Annotated in this window: 17 protein-coding genes and 1 tRNA gene; 10 read left to right on the forward strand and 8 right to left on the reverse strand. The window is 74.5% G+C overall.

The annotated features are described in order from the left end of the window. On the forward strand, window positions 1-1020 hold a 1020-nt coding region (locus CG736_RS28880; RefSeq protein ID WP_100589103.1), incomplete at its 5' end, for a dihydrolipoamide acetyltransferase family protein. A gap of 77 nt (window positions 1021-1097) precedes the next feature. Here CG736_RS28880 and CG736_RS28885 read toward each other — a convergent pair. Then, complete coding sequence (locus tag CG736_RS28885; RefSeq protein WP_100589104.1) at window positions 1098-1361, reverse strand: helix-turn-helix domain-containing protein; 264 nt, start codon at window positions 1359-1361, stop codon at window positions 1098-1100. Between the two features lie 317 nt (window positions 1362-1678). Here CG736_RS28885 and CG736_RS28890 point away from each other — a divergent pair, with 317 nt between their 5' ends. Continuing rightward, a complete protein-coding gene (locus CG736_RS28890; RefSeq protein WP_232734267.1) occupies window positions 1679-2878 on the forward strand; it encodes a M64 family metallopeptidase in 1200 nt (399 codons plus the stop codon). A gap of 79 nt (window positions 2879-2957) precedes the next feature. Further along, window positions 2958-4319 carry an MFS transporter gene (locus CG736_RS28895; protein WP_100589106.1) on the forward strand — a complete coding sequence of 454 codons (1362 nt, stop codon included), beginning with the start codon at window positions 2958-2960 and terminating at the stop codon, window positions 4317-4319. A 7-nt stretch (window positions 4320-4326) separates the two neighbouring features. On the opposite strand, the gene CG736_RS28900 is transcribed toward CG736_RS28895, so the two are convergent. Continuing rightward, on the reverse strand, window positions 4327-5154 hold the full coding sequence (locus CG736_RS28900; protein WP_100589107.1) for a maleylpyruvate isomerase family mycothiol-dependent enzyme: 828 nt from the start codon (window positions 5152-5154) through the stop codon (window positions 4327-4329). A 159-nt stretch (window positions 5155-5313) separates the two neighbouring features. Between CG736_RS28900 and CG736_RS28905 the strand changes: the two genes are divergently transcribed. The 3 genes from CG736_RS28905 to CG736_RS28915 all read left to right on the forward strand — a co-directional run bounded on the left by CG736_RS28905 (window position 5314) and on the right by CG736_RS28915 (window position 7819). Next, a complete protein-coding gene (locus CG736_RS28905) occupies window positions 5314-6111 on the forward strand; it encodes a carbon-nitrogen family hydrolase (protein ID WP_100589108.1) in 798 nt (265 codons plus the stop codon). A gap of 115 nt (window positions 6112-6226) precedes the next feature. Beyond that, window positions 6227-7123, forward strand: a complete 897-nt coding sequence (locus CG736_RS28910) for a GntR family transcriptional regulator (protein ID WP_100589109.1) — start codon at window positions 6227-6229, stop codon at window positions 7121-7123. 45 nt (window positions 7124-7168) lie between these two features. After that, on the forward strand, window positions 7169-7819 hold the full coding sequence (locus CG736_RS28915) for a hypothetical protein (RefSeq protein ID WP_100589110.1): 651 nt from the start codon (window positions 7169-7171) through the stop codon (window positions 7817-7819). Window positions 7820-7956: 137 nt separating this feature from the next. Here the strand turns inward: CG736_RS28915 and CG736_RS28920 are convergent, their stop codons facing one another. Then, the gene (locus CG736_RS28920) at window positions 7957-8742 is read right to left on the reverse strand and encodes an SLATT domain-containing protein (protein ID WP_369880656.1); all 786 of its coding nucleotides are present in this window, start codon (window positions 8740-8742) and stop codon (window positions 7957-7959) included. Window positions 8743-9156: 414 nt separating this feature from the next. Here CG736_RS28920 and purD point away from each other — a divergent pair, with 414 nt between their 5' ends. The 4 genes from purD (at window position 9157) to CG736_RS28940 (ending at window position 15080) form a co-directional block, all read left to right on the forward strand. Continuing rightward, window positions 9157-10401: a phosphoribosylamine--glycine ligase gene (gene purD, locus CG736_RS28925; protein WP_100589112.1), complete on the forward strand. Its 1245-nt coding sequence runs from the start codon at window positions 9157-9159 to the stop codon at window positions 10399-10401. 431 nt (window positions 10402-10832) lie between these two features. Continuing rightward, complete coding sequence (locus tag CG736_RS28930) at window positions 10833-12323, forward strand: hypothetical protein (RefSeq protein ID WP_100589113.1); 1491 nt, start codon at window positions 10833-10835, stop codon at window positions 12321-12323. A 151-nt stretch (window positions 12324-12474) separates the two neighbouring features. Next, window positions 12475-14019, forward strand: coding sequence for a N,N-dimethylformamidase beta subunit family domain-containing protein (locus CG736_RS28935; protein WP_100589114.1), 1545 nt, complete (start codon window positions 12475-12477; stop codon window positions 14017-14019). Between the two features lie 161 nt (window positions 14020-14180). Continuing rightward, window positions 14181-15080, forward strand: a complete 900-nt coding sequence (locus CG736_RS28940) for a phosphoribosylaminoimidazolesuccinocarboxamide synthase (RefSeq protein ID WP_100589115.1) — start codon at window positions 14181-14183, stop codon at window positions 15078-15080. Between the two features lie 30 nt (window positions 15081-15110). On the opposite strand, the gene CG736_RS28945 is transcribed toward CG736_RS28940, so the two are convergent. The 5 genes from CG736_RS28945 to CG736_RS28965 all read right to left on the reverse strand — a co-directional run bounded on the left by CG736_RS28945 (window position 15111) and on the right by CG736_RS28965 (window position 19055). Further along, window positions 15111-15725 carry a response regulator transcription factor gene (locus tag CG736_RS28945; RefSeq protein ID WP_043915316.1) on the reverse strand — a complete coding sequence of 205 codons (615 nt, stop codon included), beginning with the start codon at window positions 15723-15725 and terminating at the stop codon, window positions 15111-15113. Continuing rightward, entirely contained in the window at window positions 15722-16969 is a 1248-nt protein-coding gene (locus tag CG736_RS28950) for a sensor histidine kinase (RefSeq protein WP_232734251.1), read from the reverse strand. Before CG736_RS28950 ends, CG736_RS28945 begins: the two co-directional genes overlap by 4 nt. A gap of 83 nt (window positions 16970-17052) precedes the next feature. After that, window positions 17053-17856, reverse strand: coding sequence for an ABC transporter permease (locus tag CG736_RS28955; protein WP_100589116.1), 804 nt, complete (start codon window positions 17854-17856; stop codon window positions 17053-17055). Continuing rightward, on the reverse strand, window positions 17853-18827 hold the full coding sequence (locus CG736_RS28960; protein ID WP_100589117.1) for an ABC transporter ATP-binding protein: 975 nt from the start codon (window positions 18825-18827) through the stop codon (window positions 17853-17855). The genes CG736_RS28955 and CG736_RS28960 overlap by 4 nt, the downstream gene beginning before the upstream one ends. Window positions 18828-18979: 152 nt before the next feature. Further along, a tRNA-Gly gene (locus CG736_RS28965) sits at window positions 18980-19055 on the reverse strand. Between the last annotated feature and the right edge of the window lie 7 nt (window positions 19056-19062).

Here is a 19062-nt window from a genome sequence, read left to right on the forward strand (position 1 = left end):
CCGGCGGCCCCCGTCGTGCCCGCCGCCCCCGTCGCGCCGGTGGCTCCCGCCGCCCCGGTCGCCCCGGCGGCCGCCCCGGTCGTCGCGGAGGGCGAGCGCCCGCTGGCCAAGCCGCCGGTGCGCAAGCTCGCCAAGGACCTCGGCATCGACCTGCGCACCGTGCGGCCGACCGGCCCGAACGGCGTGATCACCCGCGAGGACGTGCACGCCGCGGCCACCGCCGCCGCGCCGGTCGTCGAACCGGCCGCCGCGCCGGTCGCCCCGCAGGCCGCCCCGTCGGCGGCCGAGCAGCCCGCGCTGCCGGTGCCGACCGCGGCCGGGGACGTCCGGGTGCCGGTCAAGGGCGTCCGCAAGGCCACCGCGCAGGCGATGGTGGCCTCGGCGTTCACCGCGCCGCACGTCACCGAGTTCGTCCAGGTCGACGTGACCCGGACGATGAAGCTGGTGCGCAAGCTCAAGGAGAGCGGCGAACTGGGCGCCGGGGTGCGGGTCAGCCCGCTGCTGCTGGTCGCAAAGGCGCTGCTCACCGCGATCAAGCGGCACCCGGAGATCAACGCCAGCTGGGACGAGGCCGCCCAGGAGATCGTGATCAGGGGCGCGGTGAACCTCGGCATCGCCGCGGCCACCCCGCGCGGGCTGATCGTCCCGAACATCAAGGACGCCGGCGCCAAGACCCTCTCCCAGCTGGCCGTCTCGCTCGGCGAGCTGGTGGAGACCGCGCGGCAGGGCAAGACCTCCCCGGCCGACATGTCCGGCGGCAGCGTCACCATCACCAACGTCGGCGTGTTCGGCGTCGACACCGGCACCCCGATCCTCAACCCCGGCGAGGCCGCCATCCTGGCCTTCGGCGCGGTGCGGGAGCTGCCGTGGGTGCACAAGGGCAAGGTGGTGCCGCGCCAGGTCACCACGCTGGCGCTGTCCTTCGACCACCGGCTGGTGGACGGCGAGCTCGGCTCCAAGGTGCTGGCGGACGTCGCCGCGATCCTGGAGTACCCGAAGCGCCTGATCACCTGGGGCTGATCCGCCCCCGGCCGCCCGGGCCCCGCTCCGTTCCGCGGAGCGGGGCCCGGCGCGTTCCGGGCCCGTCGGGCGGGGCCTCAGCCCCGGGCGGCCCGCCAGGCGGCGTGCGCCAGGGTGTGGAAGGCCTCGCTGTCGGAGCGGTCCAGGCCGAGCGCGCCGACCAGCAGCGCCGCGGTGGCCGGGCGCGGCCCGGCCGTGCCGCGCTCCAGGTCCGACAGGGTGCGGATGCCCAGGCCCGCCTTGACGGCCAACTCCTGCTGGGTCAGCCGGGCTCCCTGCCGAAGTGTTCGCAGGGCCTGTCCGAATGCCCTGCGCGGGTCCGTGTCCGGCCCGTTCTCCATGTCCGCCGCCTTTCCCCCCGGGTGGTTCCCGGACGGCAGGGTATCCCGCCGGGCGGCGGCCCGTTCGCCGTTTCCAACTGCGCTGCGGCCACGCGGAATTGGCTGCTCCAATCGTTCTCCTCCGGTGATTCCCCGGTGATTTTCGCGGCTCCGGGGGCGGGGGTCCGCATTGCTCCGCCCGAGGGCATTTCGGGCCGACCCCGCCGGGCCCGCGGTCGGGATGGGTACGTCTGTGCGACCAGCCACCCGCGCAGTCAGGCCGGGTGTCGTCGCAGCGAGGACTCCCGCGTATGCCGCCTGGTGCCCCCGGTCCCGTGATGCGCTCCGCGGCCGCCGTGCTGCTGGTCGCCGCCGCCGTGCTGCCCGCCGCGGTGGAACTGGCCTCGCCCGCGCCGTCCACCGCGATCGGCCCGCCGCTGCCGGGTCCGGACCGGGCCGCGCCGCCCGCCGCCCGGCCCGACCTGCGGGCCCCCGGCGCGCCCGCCGTGGACCTGCGGGTGTCCGGCGACCCGGCCAACCGGATCACCCTGGTGCTGCTGGGCGACGGCTACACGGCGGCCCAGCAGCAGCTGTTCCACGACCAGGCGGACCGGGCCTGGCACGCGCTGCTGGACATCGAGCCGTTCCGCACCTACCAGGGGTTCTTCAACATACGGCGGGTCGACGTGGTCTCCCCGGTGTCCGGGATAGCCGAGAGCGAGAGCGCCGGGAAGGCCCCCGTCACCCCGCTGGGCATGCACTTCTGGTGCGAGGGCACCGCCCGCCTGCTGTGCGCGGACGAGGACGCCACCGCCCGCTGGGCGGGCCAGGGCGAGGGCCCGCAGTACCTGATAGCGCTGGCCAACTCGACCGAGTACGGCGGGGCCGGCGGCACCGGGGTGACCACGCTGGCCGGCGGCAGTCCGGACGCCGGGCGGATCATCCAGCACGAGATAGGGCACACCGTCGGCGCGCTGGGCGACGAGTACGACAGCGCCCCGAGCGACCCGGACTACCCGAACCTGTCCCTGGTGGACGCCGAGGAGATGGCGCACGACCGGACCAAGTGGTGGCGCTGGCTGGGCGCGGTCTCCCCGGACGGCGGCGGCCCGGTGGGCGCCTACCGCAGCGCCAACGGGCTGTACCGGCCGACCGAGGACTCGGTGATGCGCAGCCTCGGCGGGGTGTACAACCTGCCGTCCCGGGAGGCGATCGTCGAGCAGCTGTACCGCCGGGTGGAGCCCGCCGACGCCCCCGAGCCCGCCCCCGGGCAGGTGACGGGCCGGCCCAAGCTGCACGTGCGGCCGCTGGCCCTGACCGGCCCGCGCCAGCTGCGGATCGCCTGGTCGCTGGACGGGAAGCCGGTGGACGCCGGCACCGCGGACGGGACCTGGCTGGACACCGCCGTGCTCGCGCTGTCGCCGGGCCACCGGCACACCGTCACCGCGACGGTCCAGGACACCACCGACTGGGTGCGCGACGAGGAGTTCCGCGCGCAGTACATGACCAGCACGGTGAGCTGGACGGTCTCCGGCTGAGCGGTGGCCGCGGCGGTTTCGAGTCGTTTCACACCCTGGCGAAAACATCAGGTGATGGGATGACTAGCCTGATTGCACTATGAGCGTGGACCCCGCCCCCACCGCACCGTCCCTGTCCGTACCCGCTCCCCGCCGCGCCGGCGACCCCCCGGCCGTCGCCTCCCCGGCCACCGGATTCCCCGCCGCCGTCCTGCACCCGCCCGGCGGGCGCGCCGCCTGGTTCGCCTGGTCGGTCGGCGTCAGCGTCTACGTCCTCGCCGTGGTGCACCGCACCAGCCTCGGCGTGGCCGGCCTGGACGCCTCCGCCCGGTTCGGCATCGGCGCCTCCGCCCTGTCCACCTTCTCCATCCTGCAGGTCCTGGTGTACGCCGGGATGCAGATCCCGGTCGGCCTGCTGGTCGACCGGATCGGCCCGCGCCGGGTGCTGCTGCTCGGCGTGGCCCTGATGAGCGCCGGCCAGCTGGCGTTCGCGTTCTCCACCGCGTTCGCGCCCGCGCTGGCCTCCCGCGCGGTGCTCGGCTGCGGCGACGCGATGACCTTCATCAGCGTGCTGCGGATCGCTGCCCGCTGGTTCCCGGCCGCCCGCAACCCGTTCGTCGCCCAGCTCACCGGCCTGGTCGGCACCGGCGGCAACCTGGTCAGCACCGTCGTCCTCGCGCAGGCCCTGCACACCGCCGGGTGGAGCACCACCTTCGGCGTCATCGCGCTCACCGGCGTGCCGATCTTCGTCGCCGTGCTGGCGCTGCTGCGGGAGGCCCCGCCCGGTGCGCCCGCCCCCGTGCCGCAGGAGGGCGCCCGGCTGCCGGTCGGGCGGCTGATCCGGGCCGCCTGGGCCGAGCCCGGCACCCGGCTCGGCCTGTGGGTGCACTTCACCACGGCGTTCCCGGCGTCCGCGTTCGGCCTGCTGTGGGGGCTGCCCTACCTGGTCGAGGGCCAGGGCATGTCCCGGGCCGGCGCGGGCGGTCTGCTGAGCCTGCTGGTGCTCAGCAGCATGGCGTTCGGCCTGCTGTTCGGCCGGCTGATCTCCCGCTCGGCCGCGCTGCGGCTGCCGGTCGCCTTCACCGTGCTGGGCGCCACCGCGCTCTGCTGGACCGTCACGCTGGCCTGGCCGCAGGGCCGGCCGCCGCTGTGGCTGCTGGTGGTGCTGATCCTGGTGATGGGCAGCAACGGCCCTGCCTCGCTGATCGGCCTCGACTACGCCCGCGCCCACAACCCGGCCGAGCGGATGGGCACCGCGTCCGGCATCGCCAACATGGGCGGTTTCATCGGCTCGATGATCACCCTGCTGGGCATCGGCGTCCTGCTGGACGCGCTGGCCGACCCGGGCAGCGGCGGCTACGACGCGCACGCCTACCAGCTGGCGTTCTGCTTCCAACTGCTGCCGCTGCTGCTCGGAACGACGATGATCCTGCGGCTGCGGCGCAAGCTGGCCGCAGCCTGAGGGCGGATCAGGGGGTGCTCGCCAGATGGGCGAGCACCCGCAGGCCCAGCTCCTGGTCGCCGATCACGTTCACCAGCGCCGTCTCCGGGCGGACCCGGCCGCAGCACAGCCGCACGAAGGTCTGCCAGTCCATCGCCAGCCGCACGTCCGGGGCCGGCTCCACCGACTCGTCCACGCTGCCCCGGCCGTGCGCGCCGACCCGCACGGTGCGCTGGAACGGCAGCGCACCCGCCACGTCGAACACCACCGTGCTGCCGATCGGCGCGCCCGCCTCCTTGGCGACCTGCTTCGGCAGCGTCTCGATCAGCAGGTCCCGCGTCAGCACGGCCGCCGGGGAGTCCAGGTTGCCGGGCTCCTGCAGGGCGCGGCGCAGGTCCTGCTCGTGCACCCACACGTCGAAGGCGCGCATCCGCAGCACCGCGGCGTACGGGAGGTCCCGGGCCAGCGGCCCGCCCGGCCAGCGCACCGGGTCCTCCGGCTGGTGGCGGGAGTTGCGCAGCGCCCGCGAGCGGCGGATCACCGTGTACTCCAGCTCGCTGGTGATCTCCACCGGCGTCCAGCAGCGGCGCTTGTCCACCGGCAGTTCCATGTACCGGGTGAAGTCGTTGGTGACGTGCCGCAGGTCGCGCGGCAGCGCGTGGATCGGCCGGGGGTCGCCGAGCATCTCCGACTCGACGCCGATGATGTGCGACACCACGTCGCGCACCGACCAGCCGGGGCACTCGGTGGCCCGGTTCCACGCGTCGGTCGGCAGCGGGGCGAGCAGCTCGGATATCGACTCGATCGACTGCGTCCACGCATCGGTGTACGCCTGCACGGTCTGGTTGTCCGCCACTGGTATCTCCGGCCCCTCCGTCGGCTTGCGTCGTCCCACGTCGCCCGGGCTGCCGAGACCTTCGCACGGACGCGCATACGGCACGTTACGCTGCCGGGTGAGAGCAGGGCAGCGCTTTCGGGTGACGATCGTAGGACTCTTGTCGTGGACGGTGGTACTGTGCGCGCTTCATTGATCCAACTCGCGGTCTCGGACGCCGAGCCGGCCGCCGAACGGCGGGCCAGGGCCGCGGCGCTGGTCCGCGCCCAGGACGGCGCCGACCTGGTGGTGCTGCCCGAGCTGTGGCCGGTCGGCGGCTTCGCCTACGACGCCTGGTCCGACGGCGCCGAACCGCTCGACGGGCCCACCGCCGAGACGATGTCCGCCGCCGCCCGGGCGGTCGGCTGCTGGCTGCACGCCGGCTCGATCGTCGAACGCGACCCCGACGGGCCGATCTACAACACCTCGCTGCTGTTCGCCCCCGACGGCGAACTGGTCCGCACCTACCGCAAGATCCACCGCTTCGGCTTCGACACCGGCGAGGCCGTCGTGATGGGCGCCGGCCAGGAGATCGTCACCGCGGACGCCGGCTTCGCCACCCTGGGCCTGGCCACCTGCTACGACCTGCGCTTCCCCGAGCTGTTCCGGGCGCTGCTGGACGCCGACGCCGAACTGCTGGTGATCCCCGCCGCCTGGCCCGCCCGGCGCGCCGAGCACTGGAACCTGTTGGCCCGCGCCCGCGCCGTCGAGGAACAGGCCTACGTGCTGGCCTGCAACACCGCCGGCACCCACGGCGGCGTCGAACAGGCCGGCCGCAGCCTGGTCGTCGACCCGTGGGGCCGGGTGCTCGCCGAGGCCGGTCCGGACGAGCAGGTGCTCACCGTCGAGTTCGACCCCGCCGACGTCGCCGAGTGCCGCGCCGAGTTCCCGGTCCACCGGGACCGGCTGCTCGGAATCCCGGCACCCGTGCAACGCTGACATTTCGCCGCACATCGCCGTACCTTGGTCCGGATTGACCATTCCGGGGTAATCTGTGCGCGTTTTTGGGAGCTGGGTCCGGCCGCGGTCGGCACGACCCGGGGAGGGGGTGGCCATGACCGATGAAGGAGCCGGGAGCGGCCGTGCCCTGATCCGGCGCAACAGTCTCCGCGAACAGATCTCCGACGCCCTGCGCGACGAGATGATGGCCGGCCGGCTGCCCGCCGGCCGCAACTTCACCGTCAAGGAGATCGCCGACGTCTACGGCGTCTCCGCCACCCCCGCCCGGGAAGCCCTGGTCGACCTCGCCGCCCAGGGCCTGCTGGTCAGCGAACCCCACCGCGGGTTCACCGTCCCCGAATTCACCTGGGACGACTACCTGGAGATCCTCGAAGCCCGGGCCCTGCTCACCGACAACGCGCTGCGCCACCTCGGCAACCGCGACCACCCCTACGACTGGACCCGGACCGTCTCGCTGCGCCGCCGCGCCGAGGCCGCCACCCGGGCCGCCCGGGCCGGCCACCTCGACGTGCTGGTCGGCTGCGACCTGCGGTTCTGGCAGGAGGCCGCGGCCGTCCTGTGCAACGAGCGGATCGCCGACTACCTCGGCTGGCTGCGCGTCCAGTCCTGGATGTTCGCCGCCCCGCACCTGCGGGCCGTCGACCGGCTGGCCGGCGTCTGCTGGGACCGGCACGGCGAACTCGTCGACCGGATCGAGGCCCGCGACCACGACGGCGCCCGACGACTGGTCAACCACCACAACCTGTTCACCATCGAACTGCTCGCCCGACTGCTCGACCGGTCGCTCGACGGAGTCTCCGTCCTGCACCTGCTGCGCGACCCGGCCGCGGTCGACCTGCCGTCAGTTCCACCGGCCGGCGGCCCGGAGCCCGCCCAACCACCGCACTCCACGGTCGGATTGGGGCAGGTCCCGCTGCCCAGGTTCGTCCCGTCCGGCCGGTACACCCGGTCGTTCCGGCCGGGGCACGGAGAGCCCGCCGCGGGCCGGTAGGGTTGGGGCCCATTGCCCCGTCCGACCGAGAGGATGAGCCGGCCCATGGCCTGCGACCTCTGGCTCGTCCCACTCGTGGACGTGCTCACCCACAGCCCCGAGAACCCGTTCCGGGACGACCTCGACCGCTACAACGGGGTACTCGCCCAGAACGGGCTGCCGCCCGTCCCGGTCAACCCCTACGTCCACGGCTTCTCCGGGGACGTCGAGACGATAGCCGCGTTCGACTACGACTCGCTCCACTTCCTGCGCCGCGCCTACCTGTTGGGGCTCACCGGCTTCGAGGTGGCGCCGGTGGACGCGCTCGGCAGCGACTACGAGCAACTGCTGGAGATGTTCGAGGCCACCGCCGAACAGTCGCACCTGGTCTGGCACTTCGACCACGCCGGGGCGTACGTCCCGGTCGACTTCCCGGTTCCGCTGGTCGCCGACGAACTCCTCGCCGCGGGCGGCCCCCTGGGCTCCTCGCAGGGACTCCTCCGCGAACTGGAGGCAGTCGCCCCCCTGCTGGGCATCGATTCGCTCAACCCGCCGGCCCCCACCCGCCCCCTGGGCCCCACTCAGCTGGAACAGCCCTTCGGCCCCCCGATCGACGACTTCCAGCACCCCTTCGCGAGGGAACGCCACGCCTGGGCCGGGCTCTGGTCGGCGGCGACGCGGAGTGTGGCCCAGGCCTCGATGATCGTCTTCGCGTAGGAGGGCACGAACCTGCGGAGGGCACAACCAGGTGCTGGTGGGCGCCTTCCGCCTCGCGCAGTTCCGCCCCCTCGGACCCCCGGCGCCGCTGGTTTCGCGCCCGCCTGCCTTCGCGCTCGCGCCTGTCGGCCTGCCGACTAGCGCAGGGGTCCCTCCGGGGGACGCTGGCGCGGCATGGTGGGTCGGGTGCCCGGCGGGGGGAGGACGCGGACCTGGGCGCCGGTGCCGACCTCGGTGCGGCCGCCCCAGCTGCCCGGGACCTGGGTGGGGAGTTGGGTCATGCCGGCGCGGAATTCGAGCATCCACTCCGAGGTCTCGGTGCGGACCATCTCGGAGACGTCCTCGCAGAAGCGCCGCAGGACGCCGAGGCAGCGTTCGGCGGCCTCGCCGGCGGTGCCTTCGGTGGGGCCGAGGACCTCCCGGACGCATTCCGAGGCCCAGTCGAACTGGAAGGCCTCCAGGCGGCGTTGGAGGGCCTGGGAGGTGGAGACGTCGCGCATCCAGCCGGAGGTGAGGCCGAAGGCGCGGTCGGCGACGAGCGAGGCGGCGGCGAGCGCGAGACCGGCGTAGCCCCATTCGAGGGCGTGCGGGAGGACGCCGGTGAGGGAGACGATCGGGGCGGTGACGCCGCCGACGGTGAAGACGGCGGCGGTGAAGCGGAGCAGGCGGGCCCAGCGGCGCTTCCAGACGCGGTCGCGGCGGTACCACTCGATGGCCTCGACGGCGCGCTCCTCCGACCAGCGGTAGAGCTCTTCGAGGCGTTCGGCGGGCTCGCCCCAGTCGCCGAGCGGGAATTGACGGGCGCTCAGGTCGGTGCGGCGGCGGGTGGGGATCCGACCGCCGGAGCCCGGGGCGGGCTGGTCGTCGTCGGCGACCTCTTTGCCCCAAGGACTCTCCTCGGGCTGCATTTCCGGCTGGCTCACCTGTGGCGCTCCCTGTGGCGGGGTGACTGCGGAGGCCCGGCGGGTACCGGGACTGACGGTGCGGACATCGATGCGGTGCGGGCTTGGCGGAGCCGCCCATGGTGCCGTGCCGGGCATGCGGCCGGGTCTCTTGTCCAACAGCACTTCTTACCGCCAAATGGCTGACCGTGTGGGCGCTTCCGCAGTGATCGTTATGTGATTTCACCTCCGGATGCCAAGGTCGGAGGGTTGTGCTGCCCGGCCGGATTTCACCCGTCCGAGCGAGGTGAACGGGGGCTGTCGGTGTGACTGCGCAGCTGTTCGAGCCGACCCCGTGCGTTCATACGAACAACGACTGCCGGATTCGCCCGGTACCTGGAGCTTCGTACGGAGCCGCCGACGGTGCGGAACGGGCCACCGACTAGGCTGCCGGTCGTGAAGGTCCTCGTCATCGGCGGCGGCGCCCGCGAACACGCCCTGTGCCGCTCCCTGTCCCAAGATCCCGCTGTCACCGAGCTGCACTGCGCCCCGGGCAACGCCGGGATCGCGCGGGTGGCCGCCCTGCACCCCGTCGACCAGCTGGACGGCGCCGCGGTCACCGCGCTGGCCCAGGAACTGGGCGCCGGCCTGGTGGTGGTCGGCCCGGAGGCTCCGCTGGTGGCGGGTGTCGCCGACCCGCTGCGGGCGGCCGGCATCCCGGTGTTCGGCCCGAGCGCCGCGGCCGCGCAGCTGGAAGGCTCCAAGGCCTTCGCGAAGGACGTGATGGCCGGGGCCGGCGTCCCGACCGCGCGGTCCTACGTCTGCACCACCGAGCAGGAGGCCGCCGAGGCGCTGGACGCGTTCGGCGCCCCGTACGTGGTGAAGGACGACGGCCTGGCGGCCGGCAAGGGCGTCGTGGTCACCGAGGACCGCGCCGCCGCGCTGGAGCACGCCAAGGGCTGCGAGCGGGTGGTGATCGAGGAGTACCTGGACGGCCCGGAGGTGTCGCTGTTCGCGATCACCGACGGCACCACGGTGCTGCCGCTGGTGCCCGCGCAGGACTTCAAGCGCGCGCTGGACGGCGACCAGGGCCCCAACACCGGTGGCATGGGCGCCTACACCCCGCTGCCGTGGGCCCCCGAGGGCCTGGTCGAGGAGGTGCTGGAGACCGTCCTGCAGCCGACCGTCGACGAGCTGCGCCGCCGCGGCACCCCGTTCTCCGGCCTGCTGTACGCGGGCCTGGCGCTGACCTCGCGCGGCACCCGGGTGGTGGAGTTCAACGCCCGCTTCGGCGACCCCGAGACCCAGGTGGTGCTGGCCCGGCTGCGCACCCCGCTGGCCGGCGTGCTGCTCGCCGCCGCCAACGGCACGCTGGGCGAGCTGGAGGCGCTGCGCTGGGACGAGGGCGCCGCGGTCACCGTGGTGATGGCCTCCAAGGGCTACCCCGCGAACCCGCGCACCGGTGACCCGATCGAGGGCCTGGACGAGGCGGAGGCCGACGGCACCGCGTTCGTGCTGCACGCCGGCACCAGGTCGGGCGCCGAGGGCGAGGTGCTCACCGCGGGCGGCCGGGTGCTGTCCGTCACCGCCACCGGCGCGGACCTCGCCGAGGCCCGGGCCAAGGCGTACGCGGGCCTGTCGAAGATCTCCTTCAAGGGCGCCCAGCACCGCACCGACATCGCGGCCAGGGCCGCGCAGTAAAGAGGACTGCCCCCGCGGGGCGCTGCGCCCGGACGACCCGTCCGGACGCAGCGCCCCGCGGCGTTTCCGGAGCCGGGGGCGGAGTGGGCCGCACGTCGAAAAAGCAGTCCTTCGGGTGATCTGTTGGTCATCCTGCTGACGGGGCCGGAGCCCCCGCCGTAGGGTGCGCTGCATCGCGCAGGGGCGGGGGCACCGGCGTGGGCGCAGCTCGTCGCCACGACGCGCCCGGGGGATGCTGGGAGCGGTGGCGCGCCCCGCCGCAGTGTCACCAGGACGGGTGGTCTCCCCGGAGTTCCGGAACACCCGCCCGTACCGGGGCGTCGAGACTGGCAGGAAAGCGCCACGCGAGTCGTACCACCGGGTTCGGCACCCGCCGCTTCCCGTACCGGAATTGATCGAGTCGAGTCGGCTGCGAAGGGGGTGCCGCGGCGATGGCTGCAGTGGACACCGCACGCGCACGAGCCCGGGCCGTCCTGCGTCTTCGCGGACGGGCCGTGGCCGCCGCCGCGCTGCCCGCCGCCTGCGCGGTGGTGCTGCTGGTCGGGCGGTTCACCGGACGGATAGGCGCGGCCGGTTCACCGGACGCCCCGCTCTGGGACGGCATCCGCTGGGCGGTCGGGGCGGTCGCCGCGGCGACGCTGCTGCTGGCCGCCATGGTGGCCCGCGCACACCGCCGGGCCGTCCCCCCGGTCACCCCCGCGGTGCCGCTGACCAGGGCGGACGCGCCCGAGCTGTACCGTCTGATCGAGGAGCTCGCGGACCGGCTGGACGTGCCGGCGCCCGCCGCGATCGCGCTCACCCCCGACTGCGACAGCTGGCTGGAGGAACCGCACCGCCCCGGTCGGCGGGCCGTGCCCGGCGCGCCGGTGCTGGTGATCGGTTCCCCGTTCCTGTGGTGGATGCGCGCCGGCGAGCTGCGCGCCCTGCTGGCCCCGGTGGTGGCCGGCACCGCGGCCGCCGCCGACCCGGACATCGCCGCCGCCCGCCGCTGGCTGCGCACCCTGGACGCCGCGCTCGGCGACCGGCGCCGCGGCCCGGCCGCGCTGGTCGAGCGGATCGACCGGCGCCTGCTCGGCGCCTGCCGCGAGCACTCCGCCGAGCTGGAGCACGCCGTCGCCGCGTGGGCGTCCGAGCAGGCCAAGGCCGTCGACTACGGGCTGCGGATCGCCGCCCAGGAGCAGGTCGGCCTGGCCTACGCCGGCTGGGACCGGCTGCTCACCCGGGTCGCGCTGCCCGCCTGGCGGCTCGGCCGGCACCCCTCGCACCTGAACGCCGGCGTGGTCGCCGCGCTCACCGAGCTGTCCCGCCGCGACCGGCTCGCCGACGGCTACGGGAACCGGCTCGGCGACCGCCCCGCCTGCGACCTGCTGGAGGAGCCCGGCCTGGTGGACACCCGGGTGTCCCGGCTGGCCGCCGAACTGCTGCACGAGGAACCGCCCGGCGGCTGGCAGCCGCTGGACTGGGAGGACTACCCGGAGCAGGTCGTCGACCACGGCTGGCGGGAGCACGCAGCGGCCCTGCAGGCCGCCCTCGGCGACGACCACCCGCACACCGGGCCCGCGCTGGACAAACTGCTCGCCCGGCTGGCCGCCGGGGAGGCCGAGACCCTGGCGGCCGCACTGGCGGGCGGGGTGGCGCGCGCCGCCGAGGTCGCGCCCCCCTTGCCTCCCGTGCGCAGCGGACGCGACCTGCTGGTCGACCACCTCAGCGCCACCGTCTGCTGCGCCGCGGTGGACGCGGGCACCGCGAGCCCCGGCCTGGACTGGCTGGACGGCCCGGTCCTGCTGTCCCGCGCGGCGCCCCGGGCCGGGCTGGCCCCGGCGGTGGCGGCCGCGGCGGAGGCCGGCCAGGACGGCCCGCTGCGGGCCTGGCTGGAACGTGCCGGGGTGCGGCTCGAACGCCCGGTACGGCTTTCCGGCTGAATTTCCGAAAGATCCCGGAAAACCCGGTTTCGCCGGTACCAATTGCTACCGTGGGGTGACACTGCGCCAGCAAACTGTGGTGTGCTGGCTGGCACGCACATCCGTATGGCAATTGCCACCCTCGACGGATGCGCACGTGTGGGGAGGGCGTGTGGGGACGGAATCCAACCGCCGGTGGGAGTCCGGCACGCTGGCGCACGGGGTGTCCGATCCGTTCGGCCAGGGCCCGCTGCCGTGGCTGCGCAGCCCCGACCACTACCTGGCGGACGGTGAGGGCGCGGTGCCCTGGTACGTCAGCGTGGACGCCCCGGGGCAGCGGCCGCTCGAAGGCGCGGCCCGGCCGCCGCGGCCCGCGGTGAGCGGCCCGCGCAACTCCGACGACGTGCGGCAGCAGATCAAGGGCTTCGCCTCCGCGGGCGTGGCGCGGCCCGGCGGTTCGGTGGACTTCCGGGTGACGGTCCACCCGCCGCAGGAGTTCCAGGTCGACGTCTACCGGATCGGCCACGACGGCGGCGACGGCGCCCGCCAGGTCGCCTCCAGCCCGCTGATCTCCGGGCTCGCCCAGCCCGCCCCGATGGTCGCCGACCGCACCGTCTCCTGCCACCACTGGTGGCAGTCCTGGCGGCTGCAGGTCCCCACCGACTGGCGGCCCGGCGCGTACGTGGCGGTGCTGACCACTGCCGACGGCGGGCACCGCAGCCACATCCCGTTCACCGTCCGGGACTTCGACCCGGCGGACCTGCTGCTGGTGCTGCCGGACGTGACCTGGCAGGCGTACAACCTGTTCCCGGAGGACGGGCACCAGGGCGCCAGCCTGTACCACGCGTGGGACGCGGCGGGGCGGCTGGTGCACGAGGAGCAGGCGGCGGTCACCGTCTCCTTCGACCGGCCGCACGCCGGGGCCGGGCTGCCGCTGCACGTCGGGCACGCGTACGACTTCATCCGGTGGGCCGAGCGGTACGGCTACGACCTGGGCTACGCCACCGCCACCGACCTGCACGCCGGGCTGGTCGACGCGGACCGGTACAAGGCCCTGGTGTTCCCCGGGCACGACGAGTACTGGTCGGAGCCGATGCGGCGGGCCGTCGAGCGGGCCCGGGACGGCGGCACCTCGCTGGTGTTCCTGTCCGCCAACTCGCTGTACTGGCGGGTCGAGCTGACCGCCGGCGCGAACGGCGAGCCGTCCCGGCTGCTGAACTGCCGCAAACGGCAGAAGGTCGCCGCCGACCACCCCGCCGCGGGCACCGCGGGCGCGACCAGCGCACTGTGGCGGGACGCCGGCGAGCCCGAGCAGCACCTGCTGGGCATCCAGTACGCGGGCAGCGTGCCCGCGCCGGTGCCGCTGGTGGCCCGGAACACCGCGCACTGGCTGTGGCAGGGCACCGGCCTGGCCGAGGGCGAGGAACTGCCCGGCCTGGTCGCGGGGGAGGCCGACCGCTACTACCCGAAGGTCGCGCTGCCCGCCTGCACCGAACGCACCCTGCTGGCGCACTCCCCGTACCGGGACGCCGCCGGGCGGCTCACCCACCAGGAGACCTCGCTGTACCGGGCTCCCAGCGGGGCCTACGTGTTCGCGTCCGGGACGTTCGCCTGGTCGCCCGCGCTGGACCGGCCCGGGCACACCGACGAGCGGATCCAGCGGGCCACCGCCAACCTGCTCGACCAGCTGTGCAAGGAGGGACGCACCGGCCCCTGATGCCGTGCTGTTCCGTCGCGTGGGGCGGGGGCGCACCGGCTCCCGGTCCGCCCCTCGTGCTGTGCTTGTCTTCCCGCGTGGGGCGGGGGCGCACCGGCCCCCGGTCCGCCCCTCATGAAAGACTCCCCGCAGAGCCCCCCAGCTGTGAGGACTGACTGACCGTGAGCGGATTCGTCACCAAGCCCGAGCCGGTCCAGGTGCCCGGCCTGGTCCACCTGCACACCGGCAAGGTGCGCGACCTGTACCGGGACGGCAACGGCAACCTGGTGATGGTGGCCAGCGACCGTACCTCCGCCTACGACTGGGTGCTGCCCAACGAGATCCCCGACAAGGGCCGGATCCTCACCCAGCTGTCGCTGTGGTGGTTCGAGCGGATCGCCGACCTGGTGCCCAACCACGTGATCTCCACCGAGCTGCCCGAGGGTGCCCCCGCCGACTGGGCCGGCCGCACCCTGATCTGCCGCAGCCTGGAGATGGCGCCGGTGGAGTGCGTGGCGCGCGGCTACCTGGCGGGCTCCGGCCTGGAGGAGTACCGGGTCTCCCGCACGGTGTGCGGCATCGCGCTGCCCGAGGGCTTGGACAACGGCTCCGAGCTGCCCGCCCCGATCTACACCCCGGCGCTGAAGGCCGAGGTCGGCGAGCACGACGAGAACGTCTCCTACGAGGAGACCGCCCACCGGGTCGGCGCCGACCTCGCCGCCACCCTGCGGCAGACCACCCTCGCCGTGTACTCCCGGGCCCGCGGGATCGCCCGCGAGCGCGGCCTGATCCTCGCCGACACCAAGTTCGAGTTCGGCCTGCTGGACGGCGAACTGGTCATCGGCGACGAGGTGCTGACCCCCGACTCGTCCCGCTACTGGCCCGCCGACGAGTGGCAGCCCGGTCGCGACCAGCCGTCCTTCGACAAGCAGATCATCCGCGACTGGCTGACCTCGTCCGCCTCCGGCTGGGACCGCAAGAGCGACAACCCGCCGCCGGCGCTGCCCGCCGAGATCGTCGAGCACACCCGGCAGCGCTACATCGACGCCTACGAGAAGCTCACCGGCCTCGCCTGGAAGTGACGCCGCCGCGCGGCCGGCTGTGGCGGTGCGTCACAGCCAGCCGTGCTCGCGGGCGATCCGCACCGCCGCGTGCCGGTTCTCCGCGCCCAGCTTGCCCGCCGCCGAGGACAGGTAGTTGCGCACCGTGCCCTGGGAGAGCGACGCCCGGTCGGCGATCTCGGCGATCGAGGAGCCGTCCGCGGCCAGCTCCAGCACGTCCGTCTCGCGCGGCGTCAGCGGGGAGTCGCCCGCGCTGATCGCCTCCGCGGCCAGTTCCGGGTCCACGTAGCGGCCGCCCGCGCGGACGGTGCGGATGATGCCCGCCAGGTCGGAGGCGGAGACGGTCTTCGGCAGGAAGCCGCGCACCCCGACCTCCAGGGCCCGCTTCAGGTAGCCCGGGCGGCCGTGCCCGGTCACGATCATCACCCGGCAGTCCGGCAGCCGGTGCCGCAGTTCGGACGCCACCTCCAGGCCGTCCAGGCCCGGCATCTGCAGGTCCAGCACCGCCACGTCCGGGCGGTGCGCGGCGGCCATCGCCAGCGCCTCCGGGCCGGACGCCGCCTCGGCGACCACCGTCAGGTCGTCCTCCAGCGCCAGCAGCGCCGCCAGCGCCCCGCGGATCAGATGTTCGTCGTCGGCGAGCAGCACCCGCACCCGGTCCGTCATGCCACAGACTCCCTTGCTGCCATCGGTAGTTCGGCGGTCACCCGGAACCGCCCGGGGCCGGGGCCGGCCGCCGTCAGGGTGCCGCCGTGGGCGGCCAGTCGCTCGCGCAGGCCGCGCAGGCCGCTGCCCGCGCCCTCGGTGCGGGACGGCGGGACGGCGGGCACGCCGTCGTTCTCCACCTCCAGCACCGCGGTGCCGCCCGACACCCGCAGCCGGAACGAGCAGTTGGCGGCCTCGGAGTGGCGCAGCACGTTGGTCGCCGCCTCCCGCACCACCCAGCCGAGCACCGACTGCGTCTCGGCCGGCAGTGCGTCCGTGCCCGTCAGTTCGGTCCGGCAGTCGACGTTCGCGGCGCGCAGCACCGAGGCCGCGCCGATCAGTTCGGTGTGCAGTTCGACGGTGCGGTAGCCGCGCACCACCTCGCGGACCTCGCGCTGCGAGTCCTGGGCGATCCGCTGCACCTCGGTCATCTGGTCCACCGCCTCCGGGCGTTGACGGCGGGCCAGCTGCACGGCCAGTTCGCTCTTCAGCGCGATGGTGGCGAGGTTGCGGCCCAGCACGTCGTGCAGGTCGCGGGAGAACCGCAGCCGCTCCTCGGCGACCGCGAGCCGGGCCTGGGCCTCCCGGGCCCCGTCCAGCTCCCAGACCACCCTCGCCATCCAGGCCGAGCAGCGGGCGGTCGCGGCGGCGATCGTCGCGCCGATCACGGTTCCGAGGGCGATGCCGATCACCGCCCCCGGGTGGGCGCCCCGCACCAGGTGCAGCACCGTCACCGCGGCCAGCAGGGCCAGCCCGCCCAGCAGGGCCCGCCGGGTCGGCAGGGCGATCGACGCGGCGGTGATCCAGCAGGTCACCGCCATCGTGGCCATCACGCCGGGGGCGGCCGCGGCGGCCGGCGCGTCCGGCGCGACCGGGGGAGTCGCCAGCAGCGCCGCCACCGCGAGGCCCCCCGAAACCGCCGCCGACAGCGCCGCCCAGCCGTACGGGTGCGGGCGGCGGCCGAGGTACGCGGCCAGGCCGGTGCGGAACATGACGATGTTCAGCGCCCCCGACGCCAGCACACCGAGCAGCAGCAGCCGGAAACCGACCGGCAGCTCGTCCCGCTCCGCGGCGGCGGCCACCGAGCCGAGCGCCAGCAGCGGCTGGGCCACCGCCACCAGGTACAGCGACCACCGTACGTACAGCTCGATGCGCTGTGGCTTGGATACCGCCTGCCAGCGGCGGATCGGTCGTGGCCTGCTCACCCGCACGGCGTGGTTCCCTCTTGTTCCCGACGTTCCGACATTCGGACGTTCCGACGTTCAGACTTCCGACGGCTCCGCCGAATCTATCGGCGCGGCTCCCAGCGGAACCAGCGGCGGCCCGCCCATGCCGCGACGCCCGTCCACAGCGCGGCCATCAGCAGCGGCGTCGCGCCCTGCGACCACGTCCCGGCGAAGCCCTCGGCCGGGCCGGAGCCGTCGGTGCCGAACCAGCCGATCCGCAGCAGCTGCAGGGCCGGGGTGGTCGGCAGCAGGCGGCAGACGTTCGCCACCGAGTCCGGCAGCGACTCCAGCGGGATCATCAGGCCGGAGCCGAGCTGCGCCACCAGCAGCAGCGGCAGGGTGGTGATGCCCGCGGTCTCCACGGTCTTGGTGACGGCGCTGGACAGCGCGGCCAGCCCGGTCAGCAGGGCCACCGTGAGCGCCAGCCCGGCCACCAGCAGCAGCGGGTTCACCGGGGCGGGCAGGCCGAGCAGCAGCGCGCCGCCGACGCCCAGCAGCAGGCACTGGGTGAGCGCCAGCCCGATCGACGGGACGGCGGTGCCGAGCAGGATCTCGGTGTCGGTGGCCTCCCCGGTGCGCAGCCGCTTCAACACCAGGTCGCTGCGCCGCGCGGTGTAGGCCGAGGTCAGGTTGCAGTAGACGACGATCAGCAGCACGACGCCCATCGAGCCGACCACCAGGTTGGCGTTCACGTCCAGGCCGGGGGTGCGCTCGGCGGCGGCGTCGAGGACCGAGCGCATCGAGGCGACCAGCACCAGCGGCAGCGCCAGGGCCATGAACATCGCGGTGCGGTTGCGGCGCAGCAGGGTGGCCTCGGCGCGGCCGAGGGCGAGCAGGCGTCCGGCGGGGGTGGTCGCGGCGGTCATGCGGCACGTCCGATCTGCGGCAGGGTGGCCGCGTCGGACGCGGCGATGGCGAGGAAGGCCTCTTCCAGCGAGGCGCTGCGGGCGTCCAGCCGGCCCAGGGCGACCCGGTGGCGGGCGGCCCAGCCGAGCAGTTCGGTCAGGGCGCCCTGCAGGTCGGTGGTGCGCAGGGTGATCCGGCGGCCGTCGACCCGCAGGTCGGCGCCGGGCAGCGCGGGCAGGTCGAGCGAGGCGTGCGGGCCGGAGCGCTCGGGCAGTTCGAAGCTGATCCGGGCGGGGTGGTCGGCCAGCACCTCGTCGACGGTGCCGCCGGCCACCACCCGGCCGCCGTGCATGATCGCCAGTCGGTCGGCGAGCTCCTCGGCCTCTTCCAGGTAGTGGGTGGTGAGCAGCACGGTGGTGCCGGCCGCGCGCAGCTCCCGGATCAGCCGCCACACCGAGGCGCGGGCCTCCGGGTCCAGGCCGGTGGAGGGCTCGTCCAGGAACAGCACCTCGGGGCGGCCGAGCAGGGCCATCGCCAGGTCGAGGCGGCGGCGCTCGCCGCCGGACAGCTGCTTGACCCGGACCGTGCGCCGAGGCAGCAGGCCCACCAGGTCGAGCGCCTCGTCCACGGCGCGGGCGTCGCTGGTCAGTCCGTTCCAGCAGCGCCCGGTCTCGGCGACGGTCAGCTCGCCGGGGAAGCCGCCCTCCTGCAGCATGATGCCGATCCGCGGCCGGAGCGCGGCCCGCTCCCGGGCCGGGTCCAGGCCGAGCACCCGGACCTCGCCGGCGCTCGGCGCGGCCAGGCCCTCCAGCACCTCCATGGTGGAGGTCTTGCCGGCGCCGTTGGTGCCGAGCAGCGCGAACAGCTCGCCCCGGGCGACGTCGAGGTCCAGGCCGCGGACGGCCTCGAAGCCGGCGGCGCCGGACGGTCCGTAGCGGCGGTGCAGGCCGCGGGCCTCGACGGCGGGACGGGGACGGCTGGTGTCGGTCATGGCTCCAGCCTTCCGCCGGGCCGGGACGTCCAGTAGTGCGGGCCGTCACCGGGTGCCGGTGGAGTTCCACGGGTCGGCGATGACAAATGTCACCGGGTGCCGCGGTGGGCCGGAAACGCCGAAGGCCCCCTCGTCGAGGGGGCCTTCGGAACTGGAGCGGACGACGAGATTCGAACTCGCGACCCTCACCTTGGCAAGGTGATGCTCTACCAACTGAGCCACGTCCGCATGATAT

The sequence above is a fragment of the Kitasatospora sp. CB02891 genome (genome assembly GCF_002803145.1).
Taxonomy (GTDB): Bacteria; Actinomycetota; Actinomycetes; order Streptomycetales; family Streptomycetaceae; genus Kitasatospora; species Kitasatospora griseola.